Here is a 14,692-nt window from a genome sequence, read left to right as displayed (position 1 = left end):
GTCCAGCGCCGCCGCGGGCAGCCGCTCCGGTACGTCCACCGCCGCGCCGGCGCTGGACGGACCGGGTGGGGAGACCCCGCCGGGTGATCCCCGCATCGACGAGACCGCTCCCGTCGGCCGGCACCGCGGCGACGGCGATGACCTGGAGCCGCGGCCCACGGACCAGGTGCGCGCCGCCACCGCGGGCGCCAGGCGAATCGCCGACACCCCGGCCGAGGTCGCCCGGGCCTACGCGCCCTACCTGATCATCATCGCGATCTTCTCCATCGCCAACCTGGGCGCGGTGAAAACGGCCCTGGCGAAGGAGCCGTGGACGGTGAAGTTCCCCTGGCCGGGGCTCGACATCCTGGGCGGCAACGGCAAGCCGCTGTCCTCGATGACGTTCACCTTCAACTGGCTGCCCGCGGCGGGCACCCTGATGATCCTCGCCGGCATCCTCACCGCGCTGATCCTGCGCGTCTCGGTGGGCCGGGCGCTGCGCGCGTACGGGCGCACCTACGTCGAGCTGCGCTACGCGATCGTCACGGTGATGGCGGTGCTCGCCCTGGCGTACGTGATGAACCAGTCCGGCCAGACCAACACCCTCGGCGCGTTCCTGGCGGCGGCGGGTGGGGCGTTCGTCTTCCTGTCGGCGATCCTCGGCTGGATCGGCGTCGCGGTGACCGGCTCGGACACCTCCGCCAACGCGCTGTTCGGGGCGTTGCAGGTGCAGACGGCGGCCAAGGCCGGGCTCGACCCGCTGCTGCTGGCTGCGGCCAACTCGTCCGGCGGCGTGCTGGGCAAGATGATCAGCCCGCAGAACCTGGCGATCGCCGCCGCCGCGGTCGGCATGGCCGGCCGGGAGGGGGAGATCTTCCGGAAGGTGTTCGGCTGGAGCCTGGTGCTGCTGCTGTTCATGTGCGTGCTGGTCGCGCTGCAGGGCTCCCCGGTCCTCGGCTGGATGGTGCCCTGACGGGTACGGACCCGGGCACGGGCGTCGGCGCTGCCGGCGTCCGTGCCCGTCGTCCGACGGACCAGCTCGGCTCACATCCTCGGGACCAATGGCCCTGAACGGACGGGCCGACGGTGCGGACCGTGAAGACGTGAGCACCGCGACCAGAGCGGCCCGACCGGCCGCGACCTGCCCGATCCGGCCGGGGGAGCCCTGCACGCTCTGCCAGCTCGACGTCACCGGCCCGCAGGACTGCCCCCTGGTCTACCTGGTGATGGGGGACGACGAGCTGCGCGAGGGCGTCCACCAGACCCGGCTGGCCGTGGTCAGGTCGCAGCGGCCCCGGCCGGCTGCGGGGCGGGCAGCGGCTCACCCGTCTCCAGCAGGCTCTTGAGGCTGGCCAGCAGCTCGGGCCAGCCGCCGCTGCCGTCGAGCTGACCGCTGATCGCCCGGTGCATCTCGCTGTCGGGCGAGAAGTCGTCGTGGGTGACGGTCAGCCGGACCGCGTCCCCATACGGCTCGAGGTCGAAGGTGACCTTGGAACGGCGCTCGCCGAGCCGGGCGGCCAGCTCCTCCGCCGACCAGCCGAAGAACTCGGCGTGCTCGGGCTGGAAGCCGTGCCAGCTGTAGGAGAGGTGGCGGTACGGCTCGGCCGCCAGCACTCGCTGCCCGAGGTCCTTCGGCTCGGCGTCGGGGGAGTCCTGCCAGAGCAGCGGTGAGCCGGGCCGCCAGTCCGAGACCAGCGCGACCCCGCCCCAGTAGCGGCGGGTGAACTCCGGCTCGGTCAGCGCCCGCCAGAGCTTCTCCGGGGTGGTCCTGATGTAGGTGGCGTAGACGAACGTCGGGCTTTCCATCGGCTCGGACTCCAATGCTTTCTGCAGGTCGGCGAGGGCGCGCGCCCGTTCCCGGTGGTAGCGGCCGATCCAGCGGTCGGCGACGGCGTTGATCGGGGCGGCGTTGAGGTAGTGGAGCTTCTCCCGGCCGCGCCGCACGGTGGTCACCAGGTTGGCGGCCTCCAGCACCGCCAGGTGCTTGCTCACCGACTGTCGGGTCATGTCGAGCCCGGCGCAGAGCTCGCGCAGGCTCTGTCCGTTGCGGACGTTCAGGCTGTCGAGCAGGCGGCGTCGGCTGGCGTCGGCCAGCGCCCGGAACACGTCGTCCACCCGTCACCATCCCTGGCATGGGCAACCATCCGGCTGCCTTTGCCAGGATAGGCAGCCGGATGGCTGCATGTCCAGCACCCAGGAGTCAGGACGCCGGGAGGTAGGAGCCCAGCCTCCTAGGACGGCTTAGAGGTGGTGACCCGGCTGGCCACCGGGGCAGGGCCTAGCGCGTGGCTCGTACCGTGAACTCTGGCCTCGGGGGTGGATCGTGGACGGTGACGGGCGACGCGACCGACGGGACGAACCGACCCGCGACGTCGAGCTGCCCGACCGGGTCCGGCTGCGCAAGCGGGACCTCGTCGTCCTGGCCCTGATCGCCTGTGCCCTCGCCGCCGCGATCGCCGTGCTGGTCGCCTGGTTGACCGGGGACACCAGCGGCATCGTGGCCGACAAGCGGGAGGTGCTGACCACCAGGTGCGACAGCGACGGTCAATACTGCCGGCTCAGGACCTGCTATCAGGTCACCTACGTCAACCGACGACGGCCACCGGAAGGCCCTGTGCCTGCCCAAGGGCCGGTACGACCAGGTCAGGCTCGGGGACCGCATCTCGGGGTAGCCCGCGTATGGCGCTGGCGGTGTCAGCGTTCCGGGACGGGGGTGCCGAGACGGCCGTCGCGCACCTCGCGGCCGGCGAGGGGTTGGTCCAGCCGGATCCGGATCTTCCGGGTCTCGGCGATGTCGCCGCCCGACCACCACCAGCGTGAGGACGACCGCATCGAGACGCGCAGGACGACCGTACCGGCGTCCTCCTGCGCCGTCGCCCGGTGCAGCACGAAGTCGGGGTGGCTCTCGATGAGCGCCACAATCTCCCGGGGATCGTCGGTGCGGTCGTACGCCTCGACGACGACCTGCTGCTCGCCGGGGCGGAGCACGTCCCGGGCCACCGGCACCGCGCCGATCAGCAGCACCGCACCCAGGACCAGCCAGGCCGCCGCGCCTCGCCGCCACCAGCCCATCTGGGCGGCCTAGGGGAGGAGTCCGGCGCGGCGGGCGGCGACCACCACCTCCAGGCGGGTGTGCGCGCCCAGTTTGCGCATCGCCGAGCGCAGGTAGCTTTTCACCGTCTCCGGCCGCAGCCCGAGCTGGTCGGCCACGTCCGCGTTGGTACAGCCCAACGCCACGCAGGCGAGCACGTCGGTCTCCCGGGGCGAGAGCGTGCTCGGTACCGTCGCGCCGCCCTCGGGCCGGTTCACCGCGCCGGCGAGCCGGTCGGCCACCGCGTCGAGCCGGTCCCGCAGCTCGGGGTCGTCGATCCGGCGCAGCAGCCCCCGCAGCTCGGCGTGGGCCTGCCGGACCTGCTCCCACTCCGGCCCGGCCCCGTTTCGCTCGGGCCGCGGCCGCGTCGCGGTGCGCAGCGTGGTCAGCGCGGCTCGGGTCGCGTCCCGGTCGGTGAGGCGGCGTTCCAGATCCCGACCGGCCTCGACGGCGGCGGCGACCAGGCGATCGCCGAGGGCGAGGCGCTGCCGTACCGCCCCGTAGAGGACCGCGCGGACCTGCCGGTGCACCACCACCGGTACGGCGAGCACCGAGCGCAGCCCCTCGGCCGCGACCGGCCCGTCGTACTCGTGGCTGATCGAGCGGGCGACGGGGTAGTCGTCGACCCGCAGCGGCAGCCCGAGCGCGAGGGCCTTGCCGCCGAGGCCGGCGCCGGCGTTGATGGCCAGGCCGCGCAGTGCGGCGGTGCTCGTGCCGGCCAGCTCCGTGATGGTCATCCGCGTCGGGCCGCCGGGCTGCACCATGCCGCCGAAGGCCACCGGCAGCCCGGTGCCGCGCCGCAGCGTCAGGAGGGCGCGCCGGATCTGGTCGCCGTCGTCGTGCGGATACAGCGGCTCCAGCATGCTCACCTCCCCGGCGGTGGGGCATCCCGGCCACCCCCGTCCGGGGGTGGTGAGACCCAGGTCACCCGATCGAGGATCAGCGTACTGCGCGCGGCACCGTCCCCCCATGGCCGTGCGCCCGGTGACAGGAAGGACACCCCATGGCCACCGCCGGCACCGAAGCCTTCCGCGAGGCGCGCGACTTCCTGCTCGCGTACCGCAAGGACTACGAGACCGCGTACGAGAAGTTCCGCTGGCCCCGACTGGACGAGTTCAACTGGGCCCTGGACTGGTTCGACGTCCTGGCCGAGGGCAATGACAGCACCGCGCTCTGGATCGTCGAGGCCGACGGGGGAGAGGGGCGCTGGTCGTACGCGGAGCTGTCCCGCCGCTCGAACCGGGTGGCGAACTGGCTGCGCGCCCGGGGCGTGCGGGCCGGTGACCGGCTGATCCTGATGCTCGGCAACCAGTTGGAGCTGTGGGAGACCATCCTGGCGGCGATCAAGCTGCGCGCGGTGATCATCCCGGCGACGCCGCTGCTCGGCCCGGCCGACCTGGTGGACCGTCTGGAGCGGGGCGCGGCCCGGCACGTGGTGGTCGGGGCGGAGCACACCGGCAAGTTCGCCGAGGTGCCCGGCGACTACACCCGGATCGCCGTCGGCACCCCGGTCGACGGCTGGCACGCCTACGCCGGCGCGTACGACGAGTCGGACACGTTCACCCCCGACGGGGTGACCCGGGCGGACGACCCGCTGCTGCTCTACTTCACCTCGGGCACCACCGCCCGGCCGAAGCTGGTCGAGCACACCCACGCCTCGTACCCGGTGGGGCACCTGTCCACCATGTACTGGATCGGCCTGCGCCCCGGCGACGTGCACCTCAACATCTCCTCGCCGGGCTGGGCCAAGCACGCCTGGAGCAACGTCTTCGCCCCGTGGAACGCCGGCGCGACGGTCTTCGTCTACAACTACTCCCGCTTCGACCCGACCTGCCTGATGGCCGCCATGGACCGGTGCGGGGTGACCAGCTTCTGCGCCCCGCCGACGGTGTGGCGGATGCTGATCCAGGCCGACCTGGGCCAGCTGCGTACGCCGCCGCGCAGCGTGGTGGGTGCCGGTGAGCCGCTCAACCCCGAGGTGATCGAGCAGGTCGAGGCGGCCTGGCGGGTGACCGTGCGGGACGGGTACGGGCAGACCGAGACCACCGCGCAGATCGGCAACCCGCCCGGCGAGCCGGTGAAGCCCGGGTCGATGGGGCGTCCGCTGCCCGGCTACGTGGTGACCCTGGTCGACCCGGTGACCGGCGAGCCCGGCGACGACGGGGAGGTGTGCCTGGACCTGGCGCACCGGCCGACCGCGCTGATGGTCGGCTACCAGGGGGACGACGAGCTGACCGGCACCGCGATGCGCGACGGCTACTACCACACCGGGGACATCGCCGCCCGGGACGCCGACGGCTACCTCACCTACGTCGGGCGTACCGACGACGTGTTCAAGGCGTCGGACTACCGGATCTCCCCGTTCGAGCTGGAGAGCGTGCTGCTGGAGCACGACGCGGTGGCCGAGGCGGCGGTGGTGCCGTCGCCCGACCCGGTGCGGCTGGCGGTGCCGAAGGCGTACGTGGTGCTCGCGCCAGGCTGGGAGGCGACGGCGGAGACGGCGGCGGCGATCTTCGCGCACTCGCGGGAGCGGTTGGCGCCGTACCTGCGGGTGCGGCGGTTGGAGTTCGCCGAGCTGCCGAAGACCATCTCCGGCAAGATCCGCCGGACCGAGCTGCGTGCCGCCGAGCGGGACAAGCACGCCGACTCCGAGGCGCGCCCGGCCGGCGAGTACCGCGAGGAGGACTTCCGATGAGCTTGCCCTCGTACGCCAGCGGGATCTCCGACACCCCGCTGCTCGGCGACACCATCGGCGCGAACCTGGCCCGCGCGGTCGAGGCGTACCCGGACCGGGAGGCCCTGGTCGACTGCCCGAGCGGCCGGCGGTGGTCGTACGCGGAACTGGGCGCCGCGGTGGACGAGCTGGCCCGCGGCCTGCTCGCGGCGGGCGTGGCCAAGGGTGACCGGGTCGGCATCTGGGCACCGAACTGCCCGGAGTGGGTGCTGGTCCAGTACGCGACGGCGGCGATCGGCGCGATCATGGTTAACATCAACCCGGCGTACCGGCGGCACGAGCTGGAGTACGTGCTCAACCAGTCCGGGGTGGGCGTGCTGGTCTCCTCGCCCGGCTACAAGAGCAGCGACTACCGCGGGATGATCGAGCAGGTCCGCGGTGACTGCCCGGGCCTGCGGACGGTGGTCTACATCGGCGAGTCGAGCTGGGACGACCTGGTGACCGGCGGGGCGTCGGTGCCGCCGGAGCGGCTGGCGGCGCGGGCGGCGGAGCTGAGCTGCGACGACCCGATCAACATTCAGTACACCTCGGGCACCACGGGCTTCCCGAAGGGCGCGACGCTGTCGCACCACAACATCCTCAACAACGGCTTCTTCGTCGGTGAGCTGGTCCGCTACACCGAACAGGACCGGGTCTGCCTGCCGGTGCCGTTCTACCACTGCTTCGGCATGGTGATGGGCAACCTGGGCGCGACCAGTCACGGCGCGTGCATCATCATCCCGGCGCCGACCTTCGACCCGGCCGCGACGTTGCGCGCGGTCGCGGCCGAGCGGGCCACGTCGCTGTACGGGGTGCCGACCATGTTCATCGCCGAGCTGGGCCTGCCCGACTTCGCCGACTACGACCTCTCCTCGCTGCGCACCGGCATCATGGCCGGCTCGCCCTGCCCGGTGGAGGTGATGAAGCGGGTCATCGCCGAGATGAACATGGCCGAGGTCGCGATCTGCTACGGCATGACGGAGACCTCCCCGGTGTCGACGCAGACCCGCCACGACGACGACCTGGACCGGAGGACCGCCACGGTGGGGCGGGTGATGCCGCACGTGGAGGTGAAGGTGGTCGACCCCGCCACCGGGGTGACCGTGCCGCGGGGCGAGCCGGGAGAGCTGTGCACCCGGGGGTACTCGGTGATGCTCGGCTACTGGCAGGAGCCGGAGAAGACCGCCGAGGCGATCGACCCGGCGCGGTGGATGCACACCGGCGACCTGGCGGTGATGCGGGAGGACGGCTACCTGACCATCGTCGGCCGGATCAAGGACATGATCATCCGGGGTGGCGAGAACGTCTACCCGCGTGAGATCGAGGAGTTCCTGTACCGGCATCCGAAGATCTCCGACGTGCAGGTGGTTGGTGTCCCGGACGAGCGCTACGGCGAGGAGATCCTGGCCTGCGTGATCCTGCGGGACGGGCACGACACCCTGACCGTCGAGGAGGTGGCGGAGTTCTGCCGGGACCGGCTGGCGCACTACAAGATCCCCCGCTACATGCGGGTGCTGGACGCCTTCCCGATGACGGTCAGCGGCAAGGTGCGCAAGGTGGAGCTGCGCCGCGCCGGCGTCGACGGGTGACCGGACGGCCCGGCCCGTCATTCCCCGGTTCGTCCGTCGATCAGCTCGCGGACGATGTCCAGGTGGCCGGCGTGCCGGGCGTACTCCTGCAGGACGTGGAACAGGATCGCGGCCAGGGTGGGCCGGCTCGCCGCATCGGTGAACCGGCCGCCCAGCGCCGCGGGGGTGTCCAGCGTGGTCGAGGCGACGATGTCGCGGGTCCGCCCCCCGCCCGCACGCAGCGCGTCCACTACGTCGGCCACGGTCTCGTCCGGCCCGACGTGCCACCGGCCGTCGGGCCGGTCGCCCCACGGGTCCGGCACCTGCTCGCCGAGAAACCCCCACACCAGCCACCGCCGCTCCATGAACGTCAGGTGCTTGACCAGCTCGATCGGCGTCCAGCCGGAGGGCACCTGGGTGGTGCGTGCCTGCGCGTCGGTCAGCCCGGCGATCCGGTCGGCGATCGTCTCCCGGTAGAAGTCGAGGTAGGTGAGGAAGAGGGCGGGTACGTCCGAGGACGGGCCGGGCTCCGGGAAGGCGACGGTCATGGCCGGCAGTATGCCCGGCGACCCTCCGATCCCGCACGACTAATCGCCGCCGCCGTGCTGCCGGTCGTCGGGCGCCCGCCAGAACTGGCGCGGCGCGTACCCGTCGCGGCGCAGCCAGTGTTCCGTGTAGACGATCCGCTCGGCGGGCACCACGACCAGCGGCCCGGTGGGGGGCTCGTCCAGAGAGCGGGACCGTTCCACCTGGTCGGACTGCCAGCGGTAGGCCGGCCAGTAGTGGTCGAAGTCCGGATCGGCCGAGGTGAGCACCCGGGGCCGGCCGAAGACCTGCGCGCCCCGGCTGCTGGCCTGGCCGACCAGCGGCGCGAAGACGCCGATGGAGATCCGGGGATCGGCGGCGATGTTGCGTGGTGGGGCAGCGCTACCGCGAGCGCTACCTCCCCGGCCAGGACCTGTACCGGGCGGAAGCTCGACCGGTCGAACGGGCGGACATCGTGCTCGGTATGGACGACCCGCTCGACCCGGTCGTGCTGCGCTGGTTGAAGTGACTCAATCCCAGCGGCGGGCCTGCAGGGTGTAGGTCTGCGCCAGCCGCCAGGGCCGGTCCGCCAACCGCCACTCGCCGTCCCCGTCGCGGATGGTCTGCCCGGGCAGGGCGTCCCAGGGCGCGCTGTCGTGCTCGGCGAGCATGGTCAGCTCCAGCCCCGCGTCGAGCAGGGCGGTGACGACCTCGCCGAGGCCGTGGTTCCACGAGTGCGTCACGCTGTGCTCGTAGGTCGCCTCGGTTCGCACGTACGTACCGGGGTCGTCCCACACCAGCGGCTCCGGGCGCTCGAAGTACGGGTACTCGACGGCGAGGGTGCCGTCGGGGCGGGGATCGTCGAGGGTCGAGAGCATCGGGTGCCCCTCGCGGAGGAACAGCCGCCCGCCGGGGCGGAGCAGGTCGGCTACGACTTTCGCCCAGCGTCGGACGTCCGGCAGCCAGCAGAGCGCGCCGATGCCGGTGTAGAGGAGGTCGAAGCGGCTCCGCCCCAGCACCTCCGGTGCGTCGTACACGTCGGCCTCGACGAACTCGACCGCCGCGCCGGTCCGCCCGGCGAGGCTGCGGGCCTGGGCGAGGGAGGCGCGGGAGAAGTCCAGGCCGGTCGTCCGCGCGCCGAGCCGGTGCAGCGAGACGGTGTCGGTGCCGATGTGGCACTGCAGGTGCACGGTGTCCAGACCGGCGACCGCGCCGAGCCGGGGCAGGTCGAAGCGGACCACGTCGCTCAGGTACGTCGGGTCGGCGAGGAAGCGGTCCACCGCATAGTCGGGGGAGGCTGCGTGTGCGGGCGCGCGCTCGTCCCAGTTCGCCCGGTTGATCGCGAGGTAGTCCATCACCGGCCGACCCTCGCACGTGCGGGCCGGCCCGCTCAACGGAGATTTCGCTGGTAGGTTCGCTCGCCATGACGGGGGCAGTGGAGGAACGGCTGGACGGGCGCTTCGCCCGGCTCTGGGCGGCGAGCACCATGTCGGCGCTGGGCAGCGGGATGGCCACCGTGGCCGCGCCGCTGTTCGTGGCGTCGCAGACGGACGACCCGCTGACCGTGTCGGCGGCCTCCGCCGTGGCATGGCTGCCGTGGCTGCTCTTCGCCCTCCCCGGCGGTGTCCTGGTCGACCGGGTCGACCGGCGCCGGCTGATGGTCCTCATCGACTGGGTACGGGTGGCCGCCCTCGCGACGCTCACCACGGCGATCAGCACCGGCCGGGCCGGCGTCGCGCTGCTGTACGCCGTGCTCTTCGTGGTGAACGCCGGCGAGGTGGTGTTCCGCGTGGCCGGTCAGGCGATGGTTCCGGCGCTCGTACCCCGGTCCAAGCTGGAACGCGCCAACGGCTGGCTGGGTGGCGGCACCACCCTGATGCAGGGCATGATCGCCGGCCCGCTCGGCGGGTTCCTCTTCGTGCTGGCGGCCAGCATCCCGTTCGGTGTCAACGCCGCCACGTACGCCCTCAGCGCCGTCCTGATCAGTCTGGTAGCCGGGTCGTATCGTGGTTCAACGCTGGAGGGCAGCGACCGCCGCTCGGTCCGCGCGGACGTCGTCGAGGGCTTCCGGTGGTTGATGTCGCAGCGGCTGCTGCGCACCATGACCCTGCTGATCGGGCTGCTCAACGTCACCCTCACCGCGGCCATCGCGGTGCTGGTGCTGCTCGCCACCGAGCGGCTGCACCTGGGCTCGATCGGCTACGGCGCTCTGTTCACCTGCATGGCGGTCGGCGGGCTGCTCGGTTCGGTCGTCGGGGACCGGATCGTCGCCCGGATCACCGCCACCTGGACCATCCGGATCGGGCTGCTGATCGAGGCGGGACTGCACCTGGCCCTGGCGGCTTCGCGCAGCGCCATCGTCATCGCCGGCGCGTTGTTCGCCTTCGGCGTGCACGGCGCACTGTGGAACATGGTGGCGAACTCGCTGCGGCAACGGCTGACCCCGGCCCCGTTGCAGGGCCGGGTGGGCAGCACCACCCTGTTCCTCGCGGCCGGCGGCAACTGCCTCGGCGCGCTGCTCGGCGGGGTGGTCGCCACCCGGTTCGGGCTGACCGCGCCGTACTGGGTGGGATTCGTCGTCGCCCTCGCCGTGACGGCGGTGACCTGGCGGGTCTTCGACCGGGCGGTGGTCGCCGCCGCGTACGCCGATCCCGCACCGCAGGTCGACGACACCACGGCGACCCCCGCCTAGGACTTGTCCTGTCGATCTTGCTCTTGTCGGTGGCGAAAATCTGTCGCGGAGCGGATAGGACGTAGCGGCGCAGAAGCTGTAGGCGGGCGTCGATTGACGGTCTTGACACTGGCTGCCAACCTGATCGCGATGGGCAGATTGCCCCGATGACCAGCGAGGGAGCGTGCACCATGGCCACACCGCACAGCAGATCGTCGGTGCGGTTCGAACCCCGGCGGGTTCTTCCGATCACGGGGGCCGTCCTGGCCGGAGCGGTCGTGCTCATCGTGGCCCTCACCGCTGTCATCGGAGGCTTCGACAAAACGGCCGGCGGCGAGGTCGGGGTGGTTCGCAACGGCGGCTGGTTCGACAACAACCGGGTGCGTCAGGTGATCTCGCCGGCCTCCGGTCTCACCTGGACAGGCACGTACTCCACCACCCACCGCTACCCCGCACAGCAGCGCTTCTACACGATCACGTCCGACACCAAGCGCGGCGACCGGACCGGCGTCGACGTGGTGAACACACCGTCGAGCGACGGGGTGGAAATGGGCATCGAGGGCACCATCTACTTCACCCTCAACCTCGACCCCGACACCCTGAAGGTGTTCGACACGAAGTTCGGCACCCGGCAGTTCCGCGGCGTCGACGGCGAGCTGCGCTACGCCTACGACGGAGACGAGGGCTGGAGCACCTTCCTCGACGCGATCGTCCGCCCGGTGATCGACAACGACCTGCGCATCCAGATCAACAGCTTCCGTTGCGCGGAGCTGGTCTCCAGTTGCGCGCTGGTTCAGAACGGCGCGCAGCGCACCGGAACACCGGCACCCGCCAATCCGGACACCGGAGGTCAGACCAACAACACGAACATCGCCAAGGTGCAGGAAGCCGTGAACAGCAGCCTCCCCAAGGACCTGGCCGAGATGCTGGGCGGAACCTTCTTCGAGGGCATCAAGTTCAACCTGGCCCGAGTCACCTTGCCGCAGACAGTGCAGGACGCGGTGAACAAAGCCCAGGCGGCGTACGCGCAGGTCAGCGAGGCCCAGGCGCGGGTGGCGCAGGCCAAGGCGGAAGCGGAGGCCAACAAGACCCGGCAGCAGGGGTACGACGCCTGCTCCGCGTGCGCCCAGATCGACATCATCAAGGCCCTGCCCCCCGGCGTGACGACGTACGCTCCCGGGGCCGGCGCCACCGTACCCCTGAAGTGAGGGGGAGGTCGCCGTGCGGGCCCTCGCCCTGCTGCTCGCCCTCGGCGTCACGTCGGTTGTCGCCGTCAGCTGCTACCTGCTGCTGACGGCCATCGCCGGGCGGCGCAGCCGACGGGCGGCCCGTGCGGCGCGCTGGCAGGTCCTGCACTACGGGCGGAATGGGCAGACGGTGGTCGCGGTCGGGCTCGTACCGCCGGATGGACGGGTGCTCGACGAGCACGTGGTCGATCGCATCGCCGATGGTGACCCGGAATGGAGCGACCGGTTTCTGCGGGCGCGCGAGAGCGCGGAGGAGCGGGCGTACCACCTCAACGGCGGTGGCACCCACCTCCCCGGCTAAGCGGTCAGGAGGCCCGATACCGTCAATTCCGCGGCGTCGGCGGGACGTGGACCACCGCTCCCTGCGTGGCGGACCGGTGCGCCAGCTCGATCAGCTCGACGGTGGTCAGCGCGTCCTCCGGGTCGACCGGCATCGGCGTGCCGTTGTGCAGCGCCGTCGCCACCTGCTGGTAGAAGTCCTGATAGCGGCCCGGTTCGGTGGCCACCGCGCGCAGGTCGCCGTCGGCGCCGAGCTGTCCGTACCGCTCGGGGGCGACCTCGCCCCAGCCCGGCGCGCCCGGGCGGGTCCCCTCGCGCAGCGCCGCCTCCTGCACGTCGAGCCCGTACGTGGTGTAGGCGGCGCGGTCGCCGAGGATCCGCAGCCGCGGCCCGAGCTGCGCGGTGACGGCGCTCAGCCACAGGTGGGAGCGGACGCCCGCGGCGTGGATCAGCGCCACGAACGCGTCGTCGTCGATCTCGGCCCCCGGCCGTCGACGGTCGACCTCCGCGTACACGCTGAGGACCGGACCGAAGAGCTGCACGGCCTGGTCGACGAGGTGCGCGCCGAGGTCCCACAGCGCGCCGCCGGCCTCGCCCGGGGCGCCGCTCTCCCGCCAGCCCGGCTTGATCGCGGGCCGCCACCGCTCGAACCGGGACTCGAAGCGGTGCACCCGGCCCAACTCGCCCGCGTCGATGAGCCGGCGGGCGGTGAGGAAGTCCCCGTCCCAGCGGCGGTTCTGGAAGACCGTCAGCGCCACCCCACGGCGGGTCGCCTCGTCGACCAGCGCACGCCCCTCGGCGGCGGTGGGCGCGAGCGGTTTGTCCACGACGACCGGCAGGCCGGCCGCCATCGCGGCCCGGGCCATCGGCACGTGCTGCCGGTTCGGGGTCGCCACGACCACCAGGTCCAGCGCGTCCGGTGAGCGCCACACCTCGTCGGCCGTGTCGACGAGGCGGGCCGCCGGGTGCTCCCGCCGCACCTGGTCGCGTCGCTGCGGGTCACGGGTGACGACGACGTCCAGCCGCAGGCCCGGCGTCGCGGCGATCAGCGGGGCGTGGAACACCCGGCCCGCGACCCCGTACCCCAGCAGACCGACCCGCAGCGGCGCCTGCGCCATCCTGTTCCCCCCGTCTCCCGGCCCGCTCCTGGTGATGCGGCTTCGGTGACACCGAATCTACGCGCCGTCCCGGCCCGGGCCCCGGCCCATGCCCGAGATGGCCGTGCGCCGCGGGCCTGGTGTGCGGGTGGCAGGATGCGTACGTGGGCGATGACGGGGACCTGCCACTCGCGGACAGAATCGCGCTCGGACAACTGGCCTACCTGCGGCAGCGTTCGCTCAGCAATCCTCGGTACCGGGACGCGCATTACGTCCGGCTCTACGTGACACCCCGCTACCTGCACTGGAGTCGGCCGTCGGTGTTCGATCCGCAGCTGGACGCGGTGCGGCGCAGCCTGGCCACCTTCGAGCGGCTCGCCAAACGGAAGGCTCCGGACGCCGGCGACGCCTGGCGGGATGTCCTCGATGCCGTCGATCAGGGTTTGGCCGAGGGCGCTCGTCGTCTCGGGCACCGCGTCCGGCCGAGGCGAATCTGATCAGCGTGTGCGGATCGGGAGATTCGTCGCGACGGCCCGGTGTGTGACAGCGTGACCCGGTGAACGAAACCCCGGTCGACGTCGCACTGGTGGGCGGTGGCGGCGCCGCGTCGCTCGTGCTGGCCGCCCTGGACCGGCACGGGCTCACCGGTTTGCGGTTGGCGGTGGTCGACCCGGTGCACAAGCGCGGCCAGGACCGCACCTGGGCGTTCTGGGACCGCCCCGGCAGCGACCTCGACCCGCTGCTCAGCGCCAGCTGGTCGCAGGTCGACGTGGTCACGCCCGCCGGCCATCGGGTCCTGGACCTCACCCCGATGCGGTACGCCATGCTGCGCTCGACCCCGGTCTACGACCGGGCTGCCGAGGCCGAGCGCCGCCTCGGTGCCACCCGGATCGGCGCGGCGGCCGGCGCCCTCGACGACGACGGGCACCAGGTGATCGTCCGGGACACCGACGGCGGGCAGCTGGTGCGGGCCGCCTGGGTGCTCGACTCCCGCCCCCGCCCGCCGGAGCGGCCGGGGCGGACGAACTGGTTGCAGCACTTCCGCGGCTGGTGGGTGGAGACCGACGCGCCCACGTTCGACCCCGCTCGGGCGGTGCTGATGGACTTCCGCACCCCGCAGCCCGCCCGGGGCGTCTCGTTCGGCTATGTGCTTCCGGTCAGCGACCGGTACGCCCTGATCGAGTACACCGAGTTCTCACCCGCCCTGCTCACCGACGACGCGTACGACGCGGCGCTGCGCGGGTACGTCCGCCTGCTCGGTCTCGACCCGGCGGCGCTGCGGATCCGGGAGGTGGAGAACGGGGTGATCCCGATGACGGACGGCCCGTTCGTCGCCCGACCCTCGCCCCGGGTGGTCCGCCTCGGCACGGCCGGCGGCGCGACCCGCCCCTCCACCGGGTTCACCTTCTCCGCCATGCACCGGCAGGCCGACGAGGTGGCCCGGGCCCTGGCCGCCGGCCGGCCGCCGGTGCCCCGGCCCGCGTACCCCCGGCGCCACCTGTGGATGGACGCGGTGGCGCTG

16 protein-coding genes and 1 pseudogene are annotated in these 14,692 nt (G+C 72.4%); 10 read left to right on the top strand and 7 right to left on the bottom strand.

Annotated elements, in window-relative coordinates:
• Both DKL51_RS10090 and DKL51_RS37105 read left to right on the top strand, forming a co-directional pair.
• The coding region (locus DKL51_RS10090) for an L-lactate permease (protein ID WP_260428455.1) at positions 1–952 on the top strand (952 nt) is incomplete at its 5' end.
• Between the two features lie 88 nt (positions 953–1,040).
• Positions 1,041–1,325, top strand: coding sequence for a DUF6767 domain-containing protein (locus DKL51_RS37105; protein ID WP_109945107.1), 285 nt, complete (start codon positions 1,041–1,043; stop codon positions 1,323–1,325).
• Here the strand turns inward: DKL51_RS37105 and DKL51_RS10080 are convergent.
• From DKL51_RS10080 to DKL51_RS10070, 3 genes are all read right to left on the bottom strand, one after another.
• Positions 1,258–2,094 (bottom strand): ArsR/SmtB family transcription factor, encoded by an 837-nt coding sequence (locus DKL51_RS10080; RefSeq protein WP_109945108.1) that lies wholly within the window; start codon positions 2,092–2,094, stop codon positions 1,258–1,260. The two genes, DKL51_RS37105 and DKL51_RS10080, sit on opposite strands and share 68 nt — an antisense overlap.
• Positions 2,095–2,673: 579 nt before the next feature.
• Positions 2,674–3,051 (bottom strand): hypothetical protein, encoded by a 378-nt coding sequence (locus DKL51_RS10075; protein WP_109945110.1) that lies wholly within the window; start codon positions 3,049–3,051, stop codon positions 2,674–2,676.
• A gap of 9 nt (positions 3,052–3,060) precedes the next feature.
• Complete coding sequence (locus DKL51_RS10070; protein ID WP_109945111.1) at positions 3,061–3,933, bottom strand: helix-turn-helix transcriptional regulator; 873 nt, start codon at positions 3,931–3,933, stop codon at positions 3,061–3,063.
• Between the two features lie 140 nt (positions 3,934–4,073).
• On the opposite strand from DKL51_RS10070, the gene DKL51_RS10065 reads away from it, so the two are divergent.
• On the top strand, positions 4,074–5,765 hold the full coding sequence (locus DKL51_RS10065) for an AMP-binding protein (protein WP_124811997.1): 1,692 nt from the start codon (positions 4,074–4,076) through the stop codon (positions 5,763–5,765).
• Entirely contained in the window at positions 5,762–7,372 is a 1,611-nt protein-coding gene (locus tag DKL51_RS10060) for an AMP-binding protein (protein ID WP_124811996.1), read from the top strand. The genes DKL51_RS10065 and DKL51_RS10060 overlap by 4 nt, the downstream gene beginning before the upstream one ends.
• Before the next feature lie 17 nt (positions 7,373–7,389).
• Here DKL51_RS10060 and DKL51_RS10055 read toward each other — a convergent pair whose 3' ends face one another.
• Positions 7,390–7,899: a DinB family protein gene (locus DKL51_RS10055; protein WP_124811995.1), complete on the bottom strand. Its 510-nt coding sequence runs from the start codon at positions 7,897–7,899 to the stop codon at positions 7,390–7,392.
• Between the two features lie 39 nt (positions 7,900–7,938).
• Positions 7,939–8,265 (bottom strand): annotated as a pseudogene (locus DKL51_RS10050) (pyridoxamine 5'-phosphate oxidase family protein); the annotation flags it as partial.
• Here DKL51_RS10050 and DKL51_RS34850 point away from each other — a divergent pair.
• Entirely contained in the window at positions 8,265–8,405 is a 141-nt protein-coding gene (locus tag DKL51_RS34850; protein WP_221623155.1) for a hypothetical protein, read from the top strand. The pseudogene DKL51_RS10050 and the gene DKL51_RS34850 overlap by 1 nt on opposite strands.
• Position 8,406: 1 nt before the next feature.
• Here the strand turns inward: DKL51_RS34850 and DKL51_RS10045 are convergent, their stop codons facing one another.
• Positions 8,407–9,231: a class I SAM-dependent methyltransferase gene (locus DKL51_RS10045; RefSeq protein WP_260428454.1), complete on the bottom strand. Its 825-nt coding sequence runs from the start codon at positions 9,229–9,231 to the stop codon at positions 8,407–8,409.
• Positions 9,232–9,299: 68 nt separating this feature from the next.
• On the opposite strand from DKL51_RS10045, the gene DKL51_RS10040 reads away from it, so the two are divergent.
• The 3 genes from DKL51_RS10040 (at position 9,300) to DKL51_RS10030 (ending at position 12,095) form a co-directional block, all read left to right on the top strand.
• Positions 9,300–10,568, top strand: coding sequence for an MFS transporter (locus DKL51_RS10040; RefSeq protein ID WP_124811993.1), 1,269 nt, complete (start codon positions 9,300–9,302; stop codon positions 10,566–10,568).
• 170 nt (positions 10,569–10,738) lie between these two features.
• Positions 10,739–11,755, top strand: a complete 1,017-nt coding sequence (locus DKL51_RS10035; RefSeq protein ID WP_124811992.1) for an SPFH domain-containing protein — start codon at positions 10,739–10,741, stop codon at positions 11,753–11,755.
• A 13-nt stretch (positions 11,756–11,768) separates the two neighbouring features.
• Positions 11,769–12,095 (top strand): hypothetical protein, encoded by a 327-nt coding sequence (locus tag DKL51_RS10030; RefSeq protein ID WP_124811991.1) that lies wholly within the window; start codon positions 11,769–11,771, stop codon positions 12,093–12,095.
• Positions 12,096–12,117: 22 nt separating this feature from the next.
• Here DKL51_RS10030 and DKL51_RS10025 read toward each other — a convergent pair whose 3' ends face one another.
• Positions 12,118–13,191 carry a Gfo/Idh/MocA family oxidoreductase gene (locus DKL51_RS10025; RefSeq protein WP_109965857.1) on the bottom strand — a complete coding sequence of 358 codons (1,074 nt, stop codon included), beginning with the start codon at positions 13,189–13,191 and terminating at the stop codon, positions 12,118–12,120.
• A gap of 143 nt (positions 13,192–13,334) precedes the next feature.
• Between DKL51_RS10025 and DKL51_RS10020 the strand changes: the two genes are divergently transcribed.
• Both DKL51_RS10020 and DKL51_RS10015 read left to right on the top strand, forming a co-directional pair.
• Positions 13,335–13,667, top strand: a complete 333-nt coding sequence (locus DKL51_RS10020) for a hypothetical protein (RefSeq protein WP_124811990.1) — start codon at positions 13,335–13,337, stop codon at positions 13,665–13,667.
• A gap of 59 nt (positions 13,668–13,726) precedes the next feature.
• The coding region (locus DKL51_RS10015) for a lycopene cyclase family protein (protein WP_124811989.1) at positions 13,727–14,692 on the top strand (966 nt) is incomplete at its 3' end.

Source organism: Micromonospora globispora, from assembly GCF_003857015.1.
GTDB classification, from domain to species: domain Bacteria; phylum Actinomycetota; class Actinomycetes; order Mycobacteriales; family Micromonosporaceae; genus Micromonospora; species Micromonospora globispora.
Note: the sequence above shows the minus strand (reverse complement) of the source record. Positions and strands in the feature narration are given on the sequence as shown.

Bases quoted from the DNA above. Each gene is read 5' to 3' on its own strand.
- DKL51_RS10060 (WP_124811996.1), top strand. From the start codon at position 5,762: ATGAGCTTGCCCTCGTACGCCAGCGGGATCTCCGACACCCCGCTGCTC.
- DKL51_RS10075 (WP_109945110.1), bottom strand. From the start codon at position 3,051: ATGGGCTGGTGGCGGCGAGGCGCGGCGGCCTGGCTGGTCCTGGGTGCG.
- DKL51_RS10070 (WP_109945111.1), bottom strand. From the start codon at position 3,933: ATGCTGGAGCCGCTGTATCCGCACGACGACGGCGACCAGATCCGGCGC.
- DKL51_RS37105 (WP_109945107.1), top strand. From the start codon at position 1,041: ATGGCCCTGAACGGACGGGCCGACGGTGCGGACCGTGAAGACGTGAGC.
- DKL51_RS10065 (WP_124811997.1), top strand. From the start codon at position 4,074: ATGGCCACCGCCGGCACCGAAGCCTTCCGCGAGGCGCGCGACTTCCTG.
- DKL51_RS10055 (WP_124811995.1), bottom strand. From the start codon at position 7,899: ATGACCGTCGCCTTCCCGGAGCCCGGCCCGTCCTCGGACGTACCCGCC.
- DKL51_RS10045 (WP_260428454.1), bottom strand. From the start codon at position 9,231: ATGGACTACCTCGCGATCAACCGGGCGAACTGGGACGAGCGCGCGCCC.
- DKL51_RS10040 (WP_124811993.1), top strand. From the start codon at position 9,300: ATGACGGGGGCAGTGGAGGAACGGCTGGACGGGCGCTTCGCCCGGCTC.
- DKL51_RS10035 (WP_124811992.1), top strand. From the start codon at position 10,739: ATGGCCACACCGCACAGCAGATCGTCGGTGCGGTTCGAACCCCGGCGG.
- DKL51_RS10025 (WP_109965857.1), bottom strand. From the start codon at position 13,191: ATGGCGCAGGCGCCGCTGCGGGTCGGTCTGCTGGGGTACGGGGTCGCG.